The sequence below is a fragment of the Cellulosimicrobium sp. 22598 genome (assembly GCF_052044445.1).
Taxonomy (GTDB): Bacteria; Actinomycetota; Actinomycetes; order Actinomycetales; family Cellulomonadaceae; genus Cellulosimicrobium; species Cellulosimicrobium cellulans_G.
Window position 1 is genome coordinate 124,976 of sequence record NZ_JBQEMZ010000003.1, and the last position, 18,153, is coordinate 143,128.

General features: G+C 74.5%; 18 protein-coding genes, 1 tRNA gene and 1 riboswitch. Of the genes, 7 read left to right on the plus strand and 12 right to left on the minus strand.

All coding sequences use genetic code 11. The features are described 5' to 3' along the window. Positions 1-15: 15 nt before the first annotated feature. Positions 16-1,158 carry a phosphoserine transaminase gene (gene serC / locus ACTJIY_RS04870; RefSeq protein WP_440673752.1) on the minus strand — a complete coding sequence of 381 codons (1,143 nt, stop codon included), beginning with the start codon at positions 1,156-1,158 and terminating at the stop codon, positions 16-18. A gap of 252 nt (positions 1,159-1,410) precedes the next feature. On the opposite strand from serC, the gene ACTJIY_RS04875 reads away from it, so the two are divergent. The 3 genes from ACTJIY_RS04875 (at position 1,411) to ACTJIY_RS04885 (ending at position 4,386) form a co-directional block, all read left to right on the plus strand. Beyond that, complete coding sequence (locus ACTJIY_RS04875; RefSeq protein WP_253052721.1) at positions 1,411-2,121, plus strand: metal-dependent transcriptional regulator; 711 nt, start codon at positions 1,411-1,413, stop codon at positions 2,119-2,121. Between the two features lie 167 nt (positions 2,122-2,288). Beyond that, a riboswitch (cyclic di-AMP (ydaO/yuaA leader) is annotated at positions 2,289-2,449 on the plus strand. A 2-nt stretch (positions 2,450-2,451) separates the two neighbouring features. Further along, positions 2,452-3,252, plus strand: coding sequence for a C40 family peptidase (locus ACTJIY_RS04880; protein ID WP_253052723.1), 801 nt, complete (start codon positions 2,452-2,454; stop codon positions 3,250-3,252). Positions 3,253-3,438: 186 nt separating this feature from the next. Beyond that, entirely contained in the window at positions 3,439-4,386 is a 948-nt protein-coding gene (locus tag ACTJIY_RS04885) for a universal stress protein (protein WP_440673753.1), read from the plus strand. An 84-nt stretch (positions 4,387-4,470) separates the two neighbouring features. Here the strand turns inward: ACTJIY_RS04885 and ACTJIY_RS04890 are convergent, their stop codons facing one another. The 5 genes from ACTJIY_RS04890 to ddaH all read right to left on the minus strand — a co-directional run bounded on the left by ACTJIY_RS04890 (position 4,471) and on the right by ddaH (position 10,049). Further along, on the minus strand, positions 4,471-5,322 hold the full coding sequence (locus ACTJIY_RS04890; RefSeq protein WP_253052727.1) for an ABC transporter permease: 852 nt from the start codon (positions 5,320-5,322) through the stop codon (positions 4,471-4,473). Then, positions 5,322-6,323: an ATP-binding cassette domain-containing protein gene (locus ACTJIY_RS04895; RefSeq protein WP_253052729.1), complete on the minus strand. Its 1,002-nt coding sequence runs from the start codon at positions 6,321-6,323 to the stop codon at positions 5,322-5,324. Before ACTJIY_RS04895 ends, ACTJIY_RS04890 begins: the two co-directional genes overlap by 1 nt. Before the next feature lie 261 nt (positions 6,324-6,584). Further along, positions 6,585-7,868: an aminotransferase class I/II-fold pyridoxal phosphate-dependent enzyme gene (locus tag ACTJIY_RS04900; protein ID WP_440673754.1), complete on the minus strand. Its 1,284-nt coding sequence runs from the start codon at positions 7,866-7,868 to the stop codon at positions 6,585-6,587. A 10-nt stretch (positions 7,869-7,878) separates the two neighbouring features. Continuing rightward, on the minus strand, positions 7,879-9,138 hold the full coding sequence (gene rocD / locus ACTJIY_RS04905; protein ID WP_440673755.1) for an ornithine--oxo-acid transaminase: 1,260 nt from the start codon (positions 9,136-9,138) through the stop codon (positions 7,879-7,881). Further along, positions 9,135-10,049: a dimethylargininase gene (gene ddaH / locus ACTJIY_RS04910; protein WP_440673756.1), complete on the minus strand. Its 915-nt coding sequence runs from the start codon at positions 10,047-10,049 to the stop codon at positions 9,135-9,137. The genes rocD and ddaH overlap by 4 nt, the downstream gene beginning before the upstream one ends. A 305-nt stretch (positions 10,050-10,354) precedes the next feature. On the opposite strand from ddaH, the gene ACTJIY_RS04915 reads away from it, so the two are divergent. Further along, positions 10,355-11,227, plus strand: coding sequence for a PadR family transcriptional regulator (locus tag ACTJIY_RS04915; protein ID WP_440673757.1), 873 nt, complete (start codon positions 10,355-10,357; stop codon positions 11,225-11,227). A 141-nt stretch (positions 11,228-11,368) separates the two neighbouring features. On the opposite strand, the gene ACTJIY_RS04920 is transcribed toward ACTJIY_RS04915, so the two are convergent. From ACTJIY_RS04920 to ACTJIY_RS04935, 4 genes are all read right to left on the minus strand, one after another. Beyond that, positions 11,369-11,917, minus strand: coding sequence for an SRPBCC family protein (locus ACTJIY_RS04920; protein ID WP_440673758.1), 549 nt, complete (start codon positions 11,915-11,917; stop codon positions 11,369-11,371). Then, positions 11,914-12,855, minus strand: coding sequence for a hypothetical protein (locus ACTJIY_RS04925; protein WP_353708507.1), 942 nt, complete (start codon positions 12,853-12,855; stop codon positions 11,914-11,916). Before ACTJIY_RS04925 ends, ACTJIY_RS04920 begins: the two co-directional genes overlap by 4 nt. A 39-nt stretch (positions 12,856-12,894) precedes the next feature. Beyond that, complete coding sequence (locus ACTJIY_RS04930) at positions 12,895-13,389, minus strand: OsmC family protein (RefSeq protein WP_440673759.1); 495 nt, start codon at positions 13,387-13,389, stop codon at positions 12,895-12,897. 106 nt (positions 13,390-13,495) lie between these two features. After that, complete coding sequence (locus ACTJIY_RS04935; RefSeq protein ID WP_440673760.1) at positions 13,496-14,902, minus strand: NAD(P)/FAD-dependent oxidoreductase; 1,407 nt, start codon at positions 14,900-14,902, stop codon at positions 13,496-13,498. Positions 14,903-15,124: 222 nt separating this feature from the next. Between ACTJIY_RS04935 and ACTJIY_RS04940 the strand changes: the two genes are divergently transcribed. Continuing rightward, positions 15,125-15,964, plus strand: coding sequence for a thymidylate synthase (locus ACTJIY_RS04940; protein WP_440673804.1), 840 nt, complete (start codon positions 15,125-15,127; stop codon positions 15,962-15,964). A gap of 5 nt (positions 15,965-15,969) precedes the next feature. Next, positions 15,970-16,569 (plus strand): dihydrofolate reductase, encoded by a 600-nt coding sequence (locus tag ACTJIY_RS04945; protein WP_440673761.1) that lies wholly within the window; start codon positions 15,970-15,972, stop codon positions 16,567-16,569. A 14-nt stretch (positions 16,570-16,583) separates the two neighbouring features. Here ACTJIY_RS04945 and uriH read toward each other — a convergent pair whose 3' ends face one another. Continuing rightward, positions 16,584-17,534 (minus strand): uridine-preferring nucleoside hydrolase UriH, encoded by a 951-nt coding sequence (gene uriH, locus ACTJIY_RS04950; RefSeq protein ID WP_439158381.1) that lies wholly within the window; start codon positions 17,532-17,534, stop codon positions 16,584-16,586. Positions 17,535-17,655: 121 nt separating this feature from the next. On the opposite strand from uriH, the gene ACTJIY_RS04955 reads away from it, so the two are divergent. Next, positions 17,656-17,728 (plus strand) — tRNA-Arg (locus ACTJIY_RS04955). A 33-nt stretch (positions 17,729-17,761) separates the two neighbouring features. Here ACTJIY_RS04955 and ACTJIY_RS04960 read toward each other — a convergent pair. Beyond that, positions 17,762-18,136, minus strand: coding sequence for a hypothetical protein (locus ACTJIY_RS04960; protein ID WP_440673762.1), 375 nt, complete (start codon positions 18,134-18,136; stop codon positions 17,762-17,764). Positions 18,137-18,153: the final 17 nt, after the last annotated feature.

An 18,153-nucleotide genomic window follows, 5' to 3' on the forward strand; every position in this document is an offset into this window, starting at 1 on the left:
TCGGCGGTTCTCGGGTCAGGCGAGGTGCGCGACCACGTGGTCGACGCACGCCGTGAGGGCGCGGACGTCGTCGGGCTCGATCGCCGGGAACATCGCCACGCGGAGCTGGTTGCGGCCGAGCTTGCGGTAGGGGAAGACGTCGAGGACCCCGTTCGCGCGGAGCGCGGCCACGACGGCGGTCGCGTCGACCGCGTCGTCGAGGTCGATCGTGCCGACGACGGTGGAGCGCTGCGCCGGGTCGGCGACGAACGGCGTCGCCCACTCGCGCGCCTCGGCCCAGCCGTAGAGGTGGGCTGCCGACTCGGCCGACCGGGCCGCGGCCCAGGGGAGACCGCCGTTGCCGAGGATCCACTCGACCTGCTCCGCGAGCATGACGAGCGTGGCGATCGCGGGCGTGTTGAGCGTCTGGTCCAGCCGCGAGTTGGCCGCCGCCGTGCGCAGCGAGAGGGACTCCGGCACCCAGCGCGTGCCGCTCGACTCGACCTCCTCCGCGCGCGCGAGCGCGTCGGGCGAGCACAGCGCGAGCCACAGACCGCCGTCGGACCCGAAGACCTTCTGCGGCGCGAAGTAGTAGACGTCGGTCTCGGCGACGTCCACGGGGAGCGCCCCCGCGCCCGAGGTGGCGTCGACGAGCGTGAGCGCGCCGCGCTCGCGCGACCCCTCCACGCGTCGGACCGGAGCCATGGCGCCCGTCGAGGTCTCGTTGTGCGGCCACGCGTGCACGTCGACGTCGTCGGCCGGCTCGGGCAGCGCGACGGACCCGGCGGGGGCCGAGATCACCTGCGAGGGCTCGAGGAACGGCGCCGACGTCGTCGCGGCGGCGAACTTGGCGCCGAACTCGCCGAACGCGGCGTGCTGCGCCTTGGTGCGCACGAGGCTCGCCGTGGCGACGTCCCAGAACGTCGTGGAGCCGCCGTTCCCGAGCACGACCTCGTACCCCTCGGGCAGCGCGAAGAGCTCGGCGAGCCCGTCGCGCGTCCGGCGCACGACCGCGCGGACCGGCGCCTGACGGTGGGACGTCCCGAGCAGGGACGCGCCGGCGTCGGACAGGGCGCGGACCTGCGCGGCGCGGACCTTGCTCGGCCCGGAGCCGAACCGGCCGTCGGCCGGCAGCAGGTCCGAGGGGATCGTGATGGTGGCGTTCGCGGGATCGGGCACGCCGTCACCCTACGCGCGTGGCGCCCGGGTCGGGAGCGGTGTCCGCGGACGGGCGACGACGGCGGTCGCCGGGTCGCGGAGGGGGTGCCGGAGCCGTGGGGCGGGACCGGCGCCACGGGTTCTCCCGCGCCGTCCCCAGGCCGGGTCACGGGCTCGCCATAGACTGTCCCCCAGCGGCCCGCCGGTGCGGGCAGGCGCCCCGCGGCGACGACGACCGGGCGCCCCGAGCCGACGAGCGACTGGGAGCGTGACGTGACCGATCTGATCGATACCACCGAGATGTATCTGAAGACGATCTACGAGCTCGTGGAAGAGGGCATCGTCCCGCTGCGCGCGCGCATCGCGGAGCGCCTCGGTCACTCGGGACCCACGGTGTCGCAGACGGTCGCGCGCATGGAGCGCGACGGCCTCGTCGTCGTCACCGGCGACCGCCACCTGGAGCTCACGTCCGTCGGCCACGACAAGGCGACGCGCGTCATGCGCAAGCACCGCCTCGCCGAGCGCCTGCTGACCGACGTGATCAAGCTCGACTGGGAGTACGTGCACACCGAGGCGTGCCGGTGGGAGCACGTGATGAGCGAGCTCGTCGAGGAGCGCCTCATCGGGCTGCTCGACCACCCCCACTTCGACCCGTACGGGAACCCGATCCCGGGCCTGCCGGAGCTGGGGGAGCAGTTCGAGGAGGTCGACTTCCTCGACGGCGTCGTCTCGCTCCCGGTGTTCCTCGCGGAGCACGGCCGTGACGGCGCGGAGACGCGCGTCGTGCTGCAGCGGATCGCCGAGCCGATCCAGGTCGACGTCGAGCTGCTCGCGCGCCTCGCGGAGGCCGAGGTGCTGCCCCGTCGCACCCTCGTCGTGCGGTCGACGGGCGACGGCGGCGCGACCGTGCAGGGGGAGGGTGCGGCGGTCGTGCTGGACCTGCCCGACGACGTCGCGCGTCACCTCTTCGTCGCCCGGGGCTAGCCGCCCGTTCACCGGCAAATGGGCGCTGACCTGGGGCGATATGATCGTCCGCGTCGATTCGTAATGGGAACGTGACTTTTGCCGGGGCGTCCTGTACGGTCGGTGCTGCTCCATCGGAATACCCATTCGACGGAGTCCTCGCGCGGAACGCCTAACCCTGTCACCGCAAGAGGCCAACGACGACCCGATGACAGGGACGGGGGACCCACTTCCGGGTGCTGGAGACAGCGCCCTTGGGGTGAAGCCCGACGGACCTCGGTCCTGACGGCCGGGTGACTCTTCCACCCGAACCCGACAGCTGACCTCGCAGGCGTCTTGGAGAGGCACAAAGTGACCGTGAGCACGACTCGCGCCCGCCACCGCGCGGCGCGGCGTCCCGTGACGCCACTCAGCTCCATCGCCCAGGCCGCGTCGGACCAGATGTCGACCGTCGGTCGCCGCACCGCCGTCGTCGCCGCGTCCTCGGGCCTCATCGTCTCGATGATCGGTGCCGCCGCCCCCGCGACCGCGGCCCCCGTCGACAACGAGTCCGGCAAGCTCAACGCCGTCGACCTCAGCGCCCTCACCGCGCAGGCGCGCCAGGCGCTCGAGGCCGCTCCCGCGGTGACCGTCGCGGCCGACGCGGCGTTCACGATCGAGCAGGCGGCGGCCCCCGTCACCGTGACCCCGGCCCCCGAGCCGGAGCCGGAGCCGGAGCCCGTCCGCACCACGCAGACGAGCCGCACGCAGGAGCGTCAGTCCACCCAGTCCGAGGCTCCTGCCCAGCAGGAGGCGGCCGTCGAGGTTCCCGCCTCGGCCTACGGCTCGACCATCGTCTCGATCGCCGCGCGCTACGTGGGCGTCCCCTACGTCTACGGCGGCACCACCCCCGACGGCTTCGACTGCTCGGGATTCACCAGCTACGTCTACGCGCAGGTCGGCATCAGCCTGCCGCGCACGTCGAGCGCCCAGGGCTCCGTCGGCACCAAGGTGTCGCGCGACCAGGCGCAGCCGGGCGACCTCATCTGGACGCCGGGCCACATCGCGATCTACGCGGGCGACAACATGATGATCGACGCCCCGCGCCCCGGGAAGACCGTCCAGTTCCGTCAGATCTGGCAGTCGAACCCCACGTTCATCCGCGTGGCCTGATCGCCCACGCCCCAGGGCCCTGGCGGTCACTGGCCTGACGAACCCCGTCACCTCGCGCATCGTCGCGAGGAGGCGGGGTTCGTGGCATTCTTGACGTGTTCGTGACTCGTGGCAGACGGACGGGCGCGCTGGTCTCGGCTAGGTTGGTCGTCCGATGGCACCGGGCCGTCGAGAGGAGAGTCGCTCATGACCCGCACGGAATCCGTCCTCGTCGGCGTCGACGGCTCGGCACCGAGCCTGCACGCCCTGGACTGGGCCGCCGCGTACGCGCTGCGGGTGGGCTGGCCGCTCCACATCGTCTGTACCTACTCCTTGCCGTCGTTCACCGCTGCGTCGCTGGACGGCGGCTACGCGGCGCTCGACGACTCGGCCATCCAGGAGGGCGCCCGGGCGGTCCTCGAGGAGGCGCGTGCGCGGTCCGAGGCGGCCGGGGTCCGCACGACCGCGACGGTGACGACGGGCGACGCCGCGGGCGTGCTCGTCGAGATGTCGCGCGAGCACTCGCTCGTCGTCGTCGGCACGAGGGGCCGGGGCGGCTTCACCGAGCGGCTCCTCGGCACCGTCTCCTCGGCGCTGCCCGCGCACGCCCACTGCCCGACCGTCGTGGTGCCCTACCGCTCCGAGGCGAAGAGCGAGGAAGGAGCGTCGCAGGAGCCCCTCACCGTGAAGCCCCTGCGACGCATCGTCGTCGGCGTCGACGGGTCGCCGTCGGCGGAGATCGCCCTGCGCCACGCGATCCGTCAGGCCCAGGCCTGGGACGCGGAGCTCGTCGCGGTCGCCGGTGTCCCGGTCGGTGCCGGTGCCGGCCTCCTGGCGTGGCTGCCCGCGTCGATCGACCACGAGCAGGTGCTCGCGGACATCACCGAGGGCCTCAACGTCATCATCGACCGCCACGAGGCGGAGCATCCCGGGCTCACCATCAAGCGGATCGTCCTCGACGGCACGGGCGCCGAGCTCCTCACGGAGTTCTCGACGGCATCTGACCTGGTCGTGGTCGGTTCCCGCGGGCGCGGCGGCTTCCGCGGGCTGCTGCTCGGCTCCACGAGCCAGGCCGTCCTGCACCACTCGGCGTGCCCGGTCATGGTCGTGACCAAGAAGTGCGAGGACGACGCGCCGACGGCCGAGGACGGCTGAGCGCCCGAGAACCACCAGGAGGGCCGGACGCGGGCGGCGGTGCGCCTCGCGCGTCCGGCCCCGCGGCGGGTGCCCGGCGGCCGATCAGCTGCGGTTGCGGTAGAGGCGCATCGTGATCGGGGCGAGGACCGCGGTCAGGACGACCGACGCGACGAGGACCCACACGATCCCCTCCGTCGCGGGCTCTCCCGCCATGAGGCCGCGGACCGCGGTCACGAGGTGGGTCACCGGGTTGACGTCGACGAAGCGCTGCAGCACGACCGGCATCGTCGACGGGTCGACGAAGATGTTGGACGCGAACGTCAACGGCATGAGCACGAGCATCGACGTCCCCATGACGGCGTTGGGGGAGCGCAGCACGAGCCCGAGGGCCGTGAACACCCAGCTCAACGCGAACGCGAAGACGAGCAGCAGCACGACCCCGAGGACCACACCGACCACCCCGCCCGGCGGGCGGAAACCCAGGACGAGGCCGAGCGCGAGGGTCACGGCCGACGCGATCGTGTAGCGCACCGTGTCGCCGAGCAGCGCACCGACGATCGGCGCGGGCCGCCACACGGGCAACGACCGGAACCGGTCGAACACGCCCTTGCTGATGTCGGTGTTCATCGTGTAGCCGGTGTAGATCGTCGTGAAGAGCACCGCCTGCACGAGGATGCCCGGCAGCAGGAACTGGAGGTAGCTCTGCACGTCCCCGGCGAGCGCGCCGCCGAAGAGGTAGGTGAACATGAGCGTGAAGATGATCGGCGAGACCGTGACGTCGAAGAGCTGTTCTGGCACGTGCTTGATCTTGAGCAGCGCACGCCACGTGTAGGTGAAGGTCGCCGACACCGCGGACGGCCGCGAGGGCCGTCGATCGAGCGCGACCGCGGCCCGCAGCGCGTTCGCCTCGGGCGCGCGCAGCTCCGCGGCGGTGATGGTGGGGTCCGCGGCCATCAGGCCACCTCCTCGGTCGTCTCGTCGTCGTCCATGGGCTGGCCCGTCAGGGCGAGGAACACCTCGTCGAGGCTCGGCTGGCCGAGCGTGAACTCGGGGACCACGATGCCCTCGTCCCCGAGCGCGGGCAGGATGCGCGCGACGTCCGCGGCGCCGTCGTCGGGAACGCGCGCCGTGAACGCGTACGGGTCGTTCGCGAGCGTGATCTCCGTGCCGAGCAGTGCGCCCACGACCTCCGCCGCGCGACCCCGCCGGGTCGCGTCGGCGAGCCGGACGTGGACCGCGCCCTCGCCCACGGAGCGCTTGAGCTCCGTCGCGGTGCCCTCCGCGATGACCTTGCCGTGGTCGATCACGGCGATCCGGTCGGCGAGCTGGTCCGCCTCCTCCAGGTACTGCGTCGTCAGCAGGACCGTCGCGCCGTCCGCCACCAGCACGCGGACGATGTCCCACACCTGGTTGCGGCTGCGCGGGTCGAGCCCGGTGGTCGGCTCGTCGAGGAAGATGACGCGCGGGCTCATGACGAGGCTCGCCGCGAGGTCGATGCGTCGCCGCATGCCGCCCGAGTACGTCTTCACCTGGCGGTCGCCCGCGTCGCCCAGGCCGAACGCCTCCAGGAGCTCGGCCGAGCGCCCGCGCGCCGTGCCGCCGAGGAACCCGTAGAGCCGTGCGAGCATCACGAGGTTCTCCGTCCCCGTGAGGTCCTCGTCCACCGACGCGTACTGCCCCGTGAGCCCGACGACGGAGCGCACCTTGTCGGCGTCGTGCACCACGTCGTGGCCCAGCACGCGCGCCGTCCCCGCGTCGGGGCGCAGGAGCGTCGCGAGCATGCGGACCGCGGTCGTCTTGCCCGCGCCGTTCGGCCCGAGCACGCCGAACACGGTCCCCTCGGGGATGAGCAGGTCGATGCCGTCGACCGCCTTGGTCACGGACTTCCCGGTCGTGAAGTGCTTGACGAGGCCGCGTGCCTCGACGGCGAGGTCGCCACGTGCAGTGTCGGTCATGTCCCCTCCGCGGGTGGTCGTTCGCCGGAACCGACGAGCCGCCCGGCTCCCCGGGCCACCCACCCACCGACCGTCGGGGCCGGCGGAACTCATCGGTCGCGCGTCTTCCATCCTGCGCCGCGCGGCCGCCCGACGACCAGTGCGATTCGTCAGAAGCAGAGCGGAGTGTGGCCGCGCGAAGGAGAGCCTCCGGCCGTGAGGTAGAACCCGTGGGTCTCTACCTCGCGACCGGAGGCTCTCTCTCGCGGGGTCGGAGACCCTCTACTGCGCGGCGGCCTCCGCCGCGGCGAGGAGGACGCACGTCGCGACGCCGTCCATCGCGACGCGGACCTCCTCGATCGGGGGGAGGGTCGGGGCGAGGCGGAGGACCTTGTCGTCGGGGTCCTTGCCGTAGGGGAACGGGGCGCCCGCGGGCGTGAGGGCGATGCCGGCGGCCTTCGCGAGCTCGACGACGCGTGACGCGGTGCCGGGGACGACCTCGAGGCTGACGAAGTAGCCGCCCTTCGGCTCGGTCCACGACGCGACGCCCGTGCCGCCGAGGCGCTCGGCGAGGATGCCCGTGACCGCCTCGAACTTGGGCGCGATGATGTCGCGGTGCTTGCGCATGTGGGCGCGCACGCCGTCGGCGTCGCCGAAGAACAGCGCGTGCCGGAGCTGGTTGACCTTGTCCGGGCCGATGGACTGGGCGGACAGGTGCTTCTTGTACCAGGCGACGTTCGCGGGCGACGACGCGAGGAACGCGACGCCCGCGCCGGCGAACGTGATCTTCGACGTCGAGGCGTAGAGGATCACGCGGTCCGGGTGACCGGCCTCGGCGGCGAGCGCGATCGCGTCGGCGCTGCGGACCTCGTCGTCGGTGAGGTGGTGCAGGGCGTACGCGTTGTCCCAGAGGATGCGGAAGTCGGGGGCGGCGGCGGGCACGGACACGAGCGCTCGCGCGACCTCCTCCGTGACGACCGAGCCGTCGGGGTTGGCGTACGTCGGCACGACCCACATGCCCTTGATCGTGGGGTCGTCGGCGACGAGAGCGGCGACGGCCGCGGCGTCGGGCCCGTCCGCCGTCATGGGCACGGTGACCATCTCGATGCCGAGAGCCTCGCACACGGAGAAGTGCCGGTCGTAGCCGGGCACGGGGCAGATCCAGCGGACCTTCTCCTCACGGCCCCACGGGCGCTCGGAGCCGGGGACGCCGAAGAGCGTCGCGTAGGCGAGCGTGTCGTACATGAGCGTGAGGCTCGCGTTGCCACCCGCGAGGAGCTGCTCCACGGGCACGCCGAGCAGCTCGGCGAAGATCTCCCGGAGCTGCCGGAGGCCGTCGAGGCCGCCGTAGTTCCGGACGTCGGTGCCGTCGGCGTCGGTGTGGACGCCCTCGCCCGGGAGCGCGAGCAGGGCCTCGGAGAGGTCGAGCTGCTCGGCCGAGGGCTTGCCGCGCGTGAGGTCCAGCTTCAGCCCCAGGGCCTGCAGGTCGGCGTACGCGCGACGCAGGTCGTCCAGGGACGACGCGAGGGTGGTGGTACCGGGTGCGGTGTGCTCGGGCGTGGTCACCCTCCGGACTCTACCGACCCCGCGCAAGGTCCGTGAGCGCGTTCTCCAGGGCGGACAGCCCGGTCTCGAGGTCGGTGGCCGAGATGGTCAGCGGGGGAGCGAGACGGATGGTCGAGCCGTGCGTGTCCTTGGCGAGGACGCCGCGCGCGAGCAGCGCCTCGCACAGGTCGCGACCGGTCCCGCGCGCGGGATCGAGGTCGAGTCCCGCCCACAGCCCGAGGCCGCGGACGCCGTCGAGCAGCCCGGCGCCCACGAACCCGGCGAGCCGGTCCTGGAACCGCGCGCCGAGCTCGCGCGCCCGGCGTTGCGGCTCGCCGGTGGCCAGGAGGTCGACGACGGCGAGGCCGACCGCGCACGCGAGCGGGTTGCCGCCGAACGTGCTGCCGTGCGTGCCGGGCGTGAGGACCTCCAGCACGTCACGGCGTCCCACGACGGCGGACACGGGCAGGATCCCGCCGCCGAGCGCCTTGCCGAGCGTCACGAGGTCGGGCCGCACGCTCCAGGTCTCGACCGCGAGCGTCGTGCCCGCGCGGCCGAGGCCGGACTGGATCTCGTCCGCGACCAGCAGCACGGCGCGCTCGGCGGTGAGCGCGCGCAGGCGCGGCCAGTAGTCGGCGGGCGGCACGACGACGCCGGACTCGCCCTGGACGGGTTCGAGCAGCACCGCGACGGTGGCGTCGTCGATCGCGGCGGCGACGGCGTCGGCGTCGCCGTAGGGCACGACCCGGAAGCCGGGCGTGTAGGGGTCGAACCCGCGGCGCGCGTCCTCGTCGTCGGAGAACGACACGATCGTCGTCGTGCGGCCGTGGAAGTTCCCGGAGCCGACGACGATCGTCGCCTCCCCGGGGCGGACGCCCTTGACGTCGTACCCCCACTTGCGCGCGGTCTTGATCGCGGTCTCGACGGCCTCGGCGCCGGTGTTCATCGGGAGCACGAGCGAGTCGGGTCCCCCTGTGGTGAGCGGCCCGACGAGCCCGGCGAGCGCGGCGGCGAACGGGTGCAGGAGGTCGTGGTCGAACGCGCGCGACGTGAGCGTGACACGCCCGAGCTGCGCGGTCGCCGCCGCGACGAGCGCGGGGTGGCGATGCCCGAAGTTGAGGGCCGAGTAGCCCGCGAGGAAGTCGAGGTAGCGACGCCCGTCCACGTCGGTGACCCACGATCCCTCGGCGGTCGAGACGTTGACGGGCAGCGGGTGGTAGTTGTGCGCGAGGGCGTCGCGCGGCGTCTCGTCCGCCGGCCCGGCGACCGGGCGGACGTCCTGCGCGGTCACGACGCGCTCCCCGACGTCGCGACCGGCCCGGCGCCCATCTCGCGGATCTCGAGGGTGCAGCACTTGGCACCACCGCCCCCGCGCAGCAGCTCGGACGTGTCGACGGCGAGCGTCTCGTAGCCGCGCTCGCGCAGCGCCGCGGCGAGCCGCTCGGCGCGCGGGGCGTGCACGACGTGCGCGCCGTCGCTCACCGCGTTGAGGCCGAGCACGACGGCGTCCTCCTCGGTCGCGAGGAGCGCGTCGGGGTAGCGCTCGCGCAGGACCTCCTGCGCCGCGGGCGAGAACGCGGGCGGGTAGTAGGCGAGGTCGACGGGCGGCGGGCCGGTGAGGCCGGGGTGCGCGCCGCCGTCGGGCTGCGTGCCCCCCGGGGCCGTGCCGGAGCCTCCGCGCAGCACGGTGAGCGCGGTGTCGAGGTGGTAGAAGCGCGGGTCGACGAGCTCGAGCGTCACGACCTCGCGTCCCCACAGCGCGGCGGCCTCGGCGTGCGCGGCGCGCTCGGTGCGGAAGCCCGTGCCGGCGAGCACGGCCTCGCCCGCCACGAGGAGGTCGCCCTCGCCCTCGTTGACGTGCTCGGCGAGGTGGGTGACGTACCCCTGGTCGGCGAACCACTTGAGGTAGGCGGGGCCCTCGGGGCCGCGCTCGGGGTGGGCGAAGCGCGCGGAGTAGACGAGGCCGTCGACGACGGTCGCGCCGTTCGCGGCGTAGACCATGTCCGGCAGACCCGGGACGGGGTCGATCGTCTCCACGGTGTGGCCCAGGTCGCGGAAGGTGTCGCGCAGGCGCTCCCACTGGGCGACCGCCAGCGGGGTGTCGACCGGGGTGCGCCGGTCCATCCACGGGTTGATCTCGTAGCTCACGGTGAAGTACGTGGGCCGGCACATGAGGTAGTGCCGGGGCTGGCCTGGGCGCATCGCCGCCTCCTCGCGGGAGCCGGGCCTGCCGGGGTGGTGCGGCCCGGGTGGTGGTCGGACGGGGGTGGCGTCCGATGGTGCTGGTGGGCTGCCGGTTGGCTGCTGGATGCCAGCGTACGTCCGCGGCCTGCCCGCGTCCTGGGACACGGCGCTCCATGGCAGGGCGTTGACAGCGATACTCTATCGATATATCGTTAGCGTATCGCTGAGAGTCGAACCGACGACTCGCGACCCTCGCGAGGCCGCCACGGCCCGCCACCGCTCCGCGGAACACTCGGAGCCCACGAACACAGGAGACGCATCCCATGAGCTACGCACACCAGCACCGGGGCAGGACCCCGGAGAACGTCCAGAACATGTCCCAGCCGTTCGGCGAGCGACCCGGGCCGCGCCCGGACCGCCGTCGTCGCGACGGCTTCCCGCCCGTGCCCGACGACGCGGCCTGGTTCCGCGGCGACGGTCCCCGTGGTCGGGGCGGCGCGCGCCGCGGCGGTGGCCGCGGGTTCGGCGGCCCGGCCGACGGCGGACGCGGCTTCGGCCCCGGCTCCGGCGAGCGCGGGTTCGGCCCGGGCGGCCCCGGCGGTCCCGGGTTCGGCCCGGGACACGGCGGGCGTCGTCACGGGGGCCGCGGTCGCGGCCCGGGGCGCGCCGGCCGCGGCGACGTCCGCGCCGCCGTCCTGCTGCTCCTCGCCGAGCAGCCCATGCACGGCTACCAGGTCATCCAGGAGATCGCCGAGCGGAGCGAGGGCCAGTGGCGCCCGAGCCCCGGCGCGGTCTACCCCGCGCTGAACCTGCTTCAGGACGAGGGGCTCGTCGAGCTCTCGGCCGACGGCGGGCGTCGCCTCGCGACGCTCACCGAGGCGGGCACCGCGTACGTCGCGGAGCACGCCGCCGAGCTGGGCGACCCGTTCGCCGAGGCCGCCGGTCGCGGCGGCCGCTCGCGGCGCGAGCTGCGCGCGGGCGTCGAGGCCGTCGCCGCGGCGGTCCACCAGGTCGCCCGCACGGGCACCGACGAGCAGGCGCAGGCCGCGGCAGAGCTCCTCGAGCGCACGCGCCGCGAGCTCTACCTGATCCTCGCCGGCCCCGCAGCCACCACCCCCGCGCCGCACGCGGGCACCCCCGCGTCGTCGGGCACGCCTGTGGAGGACGCCCCGGTCGAGGACGCGCCATCGGCCTGACCTCGCCGATCTCGCCGACCCTGCCGAACCCGGGGCCGCTCCTCACCCGCAGCCGTGGGTCGGGAGCGACCCCGGGTTCGGCGGGTCTGGGGCGCGCGGCCGCGGGGCGTCGACCCGGCCCCTGGCACCGGTCGACCCGCGTCAGCGGTGGGTGAGCAGGCGGGCCTCGAGGCGGCGCAGTGACGTCCGCATCATCCAGCGCAGCGCGAGCCCGACGAGCGGCGCCGTGGCGGCGCGGGGGAGCGGGACGGCGAGGTACGCCTCCTCCCACCAGAGGACGCGGCAGCGTCCGCGGCCGAGCGGCACGACGTCGAACCCGGCGTCGCCGAGCAGGACGGGGCCGAGCTTGTGCACCCGCGTGCTCCCGGTCCGGCCCGCCGCGACCGACGGGCGGTCGAGCGACTCGACGACCATGCGGTCGGTGAACCCCCGCCCCGTACGACGGGCGGACGGTCCGCTCACCATCGTGAAGCGGTCGCCGACCTCGGGACCGCGGACGGCCGGGGTCGCCATGGCCGTCAGCGGGATCCAGCGCGGGTGCGTGCGCGGGTCCGCGACCCACGCGAACGCGACGGTCGCGTCGACGGCCAGGTCGCGCGCGACGGAGACGCGCCGAGCCGCGCCGTCTCCCGCCCGCCGGGCGATGCCGGCATGGTCGTCCGCCGGGTCGTCAGGCGCTGCGGGCGTCACTCGGCGTCGCGCGCGGGGGAGTGGTCCCGCCGGCCGCGCCCCGGCAGGAGGCGATGACGGCGCCGAGGGCTCGCGGCGTCGTCGGGCACCGGGACGAGCCGTGGCGGTGCGTCCTCGACCGGAGACTCGACGACCTCCAGGAGCCGCCCGAACACCGACGGCGGCGGCCCGAACGCGCGCCGGGACTGGCCGATCACGCCGTGCCCGAGCGCGCGCGCCCCGGCGACGCCGACGACCGCCCCGACCCCGAACGGGACGAGGCGCCCGATCGCGAGGCCGGACTGCTTGGCGAGCTGGGTGCGCAGGAAGCGGTTGCCGAGCGCCTTGTTCACCTTGACGAGCGTCCCGGCGGGCATGCTCGTGAGCAGGACCTTGCCCCACGCGAGGCCCGAGCCCTGGGTCGCGCGCTCGACGTCGCGCGCGCCCTTCTCGCCGAGCACGGTGGCGAGGAGCAGGGCACGGCGGCGTGCGACGTCGTCCACGGCGATCCCGTGCACGTCCGCGACGGCGAGCGCGAACGCCGCCGACGACGCGAAGAACGTCGCGATGTCGCTCGACGTCAACGCGATCCCGACACCGGTCCCGACCGCCGGGAACGCCGCCGCCGCACCGACGGCGCCGCCCGCGGCCTGGATGACGAGCAGGTACTCGCGCTCGAGGATCCGCACGATCTGCGCGGGGCTCGCCTCCGGGTTCCGGCGTCGTACGCCGTCCACGTGCGACCGGATGACGTGGGAGGGGATGGTCACGGCCTTGTCGAGCGCCGCGTCGAGCAGCGGCGTGGGCCGGTAGGCGGCCCAGTCCGTCGCGTCGACGGCCGCGTCCTGGGGCGCCCGGACGGCGCGACGACCCCGCCGCGCGACGGCGTCCGACGTGGGGGTCCCCCGGGGGTCCCACGTCCCGTAGTCCGGCGTACCGGACGGCTGCTCGTGCGCCATCACGCCTCCCGTCGTCGGTCGGGCCTCACGGCCCGGTCGTCACTCGACGCTGCCGCCCGGCTGCTGGAACACCGTGTGCACGGTCGCGCCGGCCTTGATCGTCCGTCCCACTGTGCAGGTCTTCTCGATCGCCCGCTCGGCGACCGTGAGCAGGCGCTCGCGCGCCTCGTCGTCGAGCGAGGACAGGTCGATCTCGAACCGCTCCGTGATCTCGGGGTAGCGGTCCTCGGGCAGGTCCTTGACGCCCTCGGCGTGGATCGTCACCGCGTAGTCGTCGCCCAGGCGGCGCGCGAACGTGCGGTCCGAGCTCATGCCCGCGCACGCGGCCAGCGCGATCTTCAGCAGCTCGCCCGGCGTGAACACCGCACCCGCGCTCGCGGGGCCGATGGGCACCTGGGCACCGCGCGCGGAGTAGCCGGTGTACGTGCGCACGCCCGTGCGCTCGACCCACAGGGCGTCCGTGGGCGACGGCGACGACGGGGCGATCTCGTCGGTGCCCGTCTGCGGGGTCGTGGTGGCTGGCTCGGTCGTCATGCGTCGATCCTCGCACTCGTGCGGTGCCGGTGCGCTCGTCGCCCACCGGTCGGTCGACCGGAGAACGCGGACGGCGGTCGCGTGATTCCCCGTCCGGACGGCGGTCTCAGGCCGCGCGGAGAGGTCCGGGCACCGCGGGTTCCGGTGCCGGCCGCGCCGGCACCGTCGTGGCGCTCGTGGGGGCGGCGGTCGCCGTCGCCCCGGCGACGAACGCCGCGCGAGGGCGCTGCACCGCGGCGAGCGAGACGACGTCGCGCCCGAACAGCGCGCCCGTCGCCCACACGGCGAGCACGCGGGCCGTGCGCTCCCCGGTCGGGATGGCGAGCACGTGGTAGCCGCGGTGCATGAGCCACGCGAGGCGCCCGCGCAGGACGAGCCGGCGGTACTCGAACACCCCCGAGCCGAGACCGAGCGTCGCGACGACCCCGAGGCTGCCGTGCACGTAGGGATGCGTGGCCCGACCGCGCCGGGCCGCGACGAGGTTGCGCGCCAGGCGCCGGCCCTGCCGCACGGCGTGCTGCGCGTTGGGGACGGTGAGCGCGCCCGGCCGGGGCACCGCGAGGTCGGGCACGGCGGCGCCGTCGCCCGCGGCCCAGGCGTCGGGGACGGTGTCGTCCACCGTCCCGACGCGCAGGTCCGGTCGGGTGACGAGGTAGCCGCGCGCGTCCACCGGCAGGTCGGTGTGCGTCGCGACGACGGGGTTCGCCGCGTTGCCCGCCGTCCACACGAGCAGCCCCGTGGCGAACGACTCGCCCGTCGAGAGCGTCACGACCCCGCCCTCGGCGGACACGATGCCCGTCTCGAGGTGCACGTGCGCACCCCGGCGCTCGAGCTCGCGCACGACCCACCGCCCCGGACGCTCCGTCACCTCCGGCAGGAGGCGCGGGGTGCGCTCGACGAGGTGGAACCGCAGCTCCGCCGGGTCGATCTCGGGGTAGACGCGCGTGAGGTCGTGCGCGAGCGACAGGAGCTCGGCGAACCCCTCCACGCCGGAGAACCCGCCGCCGACGAACGTCACCGTGAGCAGCCGCTCGCGCTCCGGGCCCGGGGGCAGGCTCGCCGCGCGGTCGAACGACGTGAGCATCCGGTCGCGGATCGCGACGGCCTCCTCGACGTGCTTCATGCCGATCGCGTGCTCGGCGACGCCCGGTACGGCGAAGACGCGCGTCACCGCGCCCGCGGTCACGACGACCGTGTCGTACGTCAGGTCGTACGGCTCGCCCGAGCGCGGCCGCACGACGACCGTGCGGCGCGCGTGGTCCACGCGCTCGACCGTCCCGTCGACCAGGCGCGTGCGGCGCAGGTGGCCCCGGTGCGCGACGGCGGCGTGGCGCGCCTCGACCGAGCCCGCGACGACCTCGGGCAGGAACGGCTGGTACGTCATGTACGGGCGCGGGTCGACCAGGACCACCTCGACCTCGCCGCGGCGCTGCTCGCGCCGCAGGCGCTTCTCGAGCTCCCGGGCCGCCGTGAACCCGGCGTAGCCCCCACCGACGACCACGATGCGTTCCATCACTGCCTCCTGTGCCCACGAGCGTCCGGTCCGGCGCTCTACCCCTCTGACCGTCCGGGAGCGCGCGGCGTGACATGACGTGCGTCACCCTCGTCGACGAGCGCCCGCGGCCGTGCGCGGTCGAGGTCGGGACAGGCCGACGGCAGTGGTTGACCCGCCCCGCGGCGACGACCCACACTGACGACCGTGGCCCCCGACTCGACCTCCCCGACCCTCGCCGTCGTGACCGAGGGCGAGCGTGCGCCGTCGGGCAGCCCCGCCCGGCCGGTCCCGACCCCGTACGAGGACCTGCTGCGCGACGTCCTCGCCCACGGCACCCCCAAGGGCGACCGCACCGGGACGGGTACGCGCAGCGTGTTCGGGCGCCAGCTCCGCTTCGACCTGTCGCAGGGCTTCCCGCTCGTCACGACCAAGCGCGTCCACCTCAAGTCGATCGCGTACGAGCTGCTGTGGTTCCTGCGCGGCGACTCGAACGTGCGCTGGCTCCAGGAGCGCGGCGTGAGCATCTGGGACGAGTGGGCGGACGCCGACGGCGAGCTCGGCCCGGTCTACGGCGTCCAGTGGCGCTCGTGGCCGACGCCGGACGGGCGGCACGTGGACCAGGTCGCGCAGGTGATCGAGCAGATCAAGGCGAACCCCGACTCGCGCCGGCACATCGTCTCGGCGTGGAACGTCGCGGAGATCGAGAACATGGCTCTGCCGCCCTGCCACGCGTTCTTCCAGTTCTACGTGGCCGACGGCAGGCTGTCCTGCCAGCTCTACCAGCGCTCGGCCGACCTCTTCCTCGGCGTGCCGTTCAACATCGCGTCGTACGCGCTGCTCGTCCACATGGTCGCCGCGCAGACCGGGCTCGAGGTCGGCGACTTCGTGTGGACCGGCGGCGACGTGCACATCTACGACAACCACGTCGAGCAGGTGCGCGAGCAGCTCACGCGCGAGCCGTACCCGTACCCGACCCTGCGCCTCGCGCCGCGCGACTCGATCGACGCGTACGAGTACGAGGACATCGAGGTCGTCGGGTACCAGCACCACCCGACGATCAAGGCCCCGATCGCGGTCTGACGGCGGTGGGGGAGGAGACGCTCGGGCTGGTCTGGGCGCAGGCGCGCGACGCCGCGGGGCGGCCCGTCATCGGTGCGGGCGGCACCATGCCCTGGCACCTGCCCGAGGACCTCGCGCACTTCCGGCGCGTGACGTCCGGCCACCCCGTCGTCATGGGCCGCCGCACGTGGGACTCGCTCCCGCCCCGGTTCCGGCCCCTGCCCGGGCGCGTGAACGTCGTCGTGACGCGGCAGCCCGGGTGGTCACCGGGGGACCCGTCGCCGCGCGTCGGTGCGTCCGGCGGTGCGGTGCCCGACGGCGGTCGCCCGGCCGAGCAGACCGACGCGCCCGTGCGCGTGGCCGGGTCGGTCGCGGCGGCGCTCGCGGTGGCCCGCGCGGCGGCGAGCGAGACCGGGTCGGGCGAGGTGTGGGTCATGGGCGGCGCGCAGCTCTACGCCGCGACGATCGCGCTCGCGGACCGCTGCGTCGTCACGGAGATCGACACCGTCGTCGAGGGCGATACCTACGCGCCCGAGATCCCCGACGGCTGGGCTGCGCACGAGGGCGACTGGGCGACGTCGTCGACCGGCCTGCGCTACCGCTTCGTCACGGCGATGCGCCCCTGACCGCCCACAACCCGTCAGGCGAGGGCGTCGAGGACGAGGTCCCAGAAGCGGGTGTGGTCGAGGGTGACCGCGACCTGCGTGCGGCACTCGTCGGGGCCGGGCTCGTCGCCGCGCAGGTCCGCGACCGTCATGCCGGTGGTCAGCGCGCCATGGAGCTCGACGTCCAGCGGGGCGCGGCGCGTCGTCATGACCTCCGGGTCGATCACGCACGCGACGGCGCACGGGTCGTGGACGGGCGGGTAGAGGAAGCCCTGCGCCGAGCGGTACGTCGCGCCGTAGAAGTCGAGCAGCTCGCCGACGAACCGGGCGGCCGTGGTGTCGAGCGCGGAGAGCCGGTCGCGCACGTCCGGCGTCGCGACGGCCTGGTGGGTGAGGTCCAGGCCGACCATCGTCACCGGCCACGGCTCGTGCAGCACGACGTGCGCCGCCTCCGGGTCGGCGAGCACGTTGAACTCCGCGACCGGCGTGCGGTTGCCCCCGTGGTAGCCCCCGCCCATCATCACGACCTCCCGCACGCGCGGCACGATGCGCGGCTCCCGGCGCGCCGCCATCGCGACGTTCGTCAGCGGCCCCGTCGGCACGAGGGTGATCTCGCCGGGCTCGGCGCCCATGACCGTCTCCACGATGAGGTCGACCGCGTGGCGGCGGTCGACGGCGCGGCGCGGGGCGGGCAGGACCGGCCCGTCCATCCCGGACTCGCCGTGGATGTCCGGTGCGACGATCCGCGGCCGGACGAGCGGCCGGTCGCACCCGGCCGCGACCGGGACGTCGATCCCTGCGAGCTCGGCGACGGCGAGCGCGTTGCGCGTGACCTTCTCCAGCGTCTGGTTCCCGGCGACCGTCGTCACGGCCACGAGGTCGACGGCGGGGCTGCCGTGCGCGAGCAGCATCGCGATCGCGTCGTCGTGGCCGGGGTCGCAGTCGAGGAGGACGCGGCGTGGCGCGTCGGCACGTCCGGTGGGCATGGGCCCATCCTCGCCCGCCGGCCGCGCTCCGGCCCGGTGGCCACCGCCGGGCCGCGGGCGCGCTTCGCCTCCGACGGTCGCCGACGGCTAGGCTGTCCTCCGGCCCGTTCCCCGGGGCCGCGCGCCTGTAGCTCAGGGGATAGAGCACCGCTCTCCTAAAGCGGGTGTCGCCAGTTCGAATCTGGCCAGGCGCACCGAACGACACCGTGCTCGCCGGGCGAGCCTGCTCAGGCGACGACGCGGACCGCGAGCACCTGGCACTGCACCGGGGACGACTCCGCGCAGACGTCGGCCCACACCTCGACGACGTCACCGTCGTCCAGGGCGTCGCCGTCGACCCGCCCGCCGTCCGCGTCCAGGACGACGGTGCTCGCGGACAGGAGCGCCATGCCCTCGTAGTAGGGGTCGGAGGCGTCGACGAGCCGCGGACCGCCGTCGTCGCGGTCGACGGCCCCGGCGACGTCCGCGGGCCGGTCCGGCGGCACGGCGGGCCCGTCGGGGCGGTCGGCCGTGCACCCGGCCAGCGCCAGAGCGAGCGCGGTCACGAGGGAGAGCGCGAGGACGGTCGCGCGACGGGTGGTGGCGTAGGGAGACCGGCGCATCCTCGGATCCTCCCACC

Coding starts and splice junctions, on each gene's coding strand:
- ACTJIY_RS04885 (WP_440673753.1), top strand. CDS start 3,439: ATGACCCGCACGGAATCCGTCCTCGTCGGCGTCGACGGCTCGGCACCG.
- ACTJIY_RS04890 (WP_253052727.1), bottom strand. CDS start 5,322: ATGGCCGCGGACCCCACCATCACCGCCGCGGAGCTGCGCGCGCCCGAG.
- ACTJIY_RS04895 (WP_253052729.1), bottom strand. CDS start 6,323: ATGACCGACACTGCACGTGGCGACCTCGCCGTCGAGGCACGCGGCCTC.
- ddaH (WP_440673756.1), bottom strand. CDS start 10,049: ATGCGCCCAGGCCAGCCCCGGCACTACCTCATGTGCCGGCCCACGTAC.
- ACTJIY_RS04915 (WP_440673757.1), top strand. CDS start 10,355: ATGAGCTACGCACACCAGCACCGGGGCAGGACCCCGGAGAACGTCCAG.
- ACTJIY_RS04925 (WP_353708507.1), bottom strand. CDS start 12,855: ATGGCGCACGAGCAGCCGTCCGGTACGCCGGACTACGGGACGTGGGAC.
- ACTJIY_RS04930 (WP_440673759.1), bottom strand. CDS start 13,389: ATGACGACCGAGCCAGCCACCACGACCCCGCAGACGGGCACCGACGAG.
- ACTJIY_RS04935 (WP_440673760.1), bottom strand. CDS start 14,902: ATGGAACGCATCGTGGTCGTCGGTGGGGGCTACGCCGGGTTCACGGCG.
- uriH (WP_439158381.1), bottom strand. CDS start 17,534: ATGCCCACCGGACGTGCCGACGCGCCACGCCGCGTCCTCCTCGACTGC.
- ACTJIY_RS04960 (WP_440673762.1), bottom strand. CDS start 18,136: ATGCGCCGGTCTCCCTACGCCACCACCCGTCGCGCGACCGTCCTCGCG.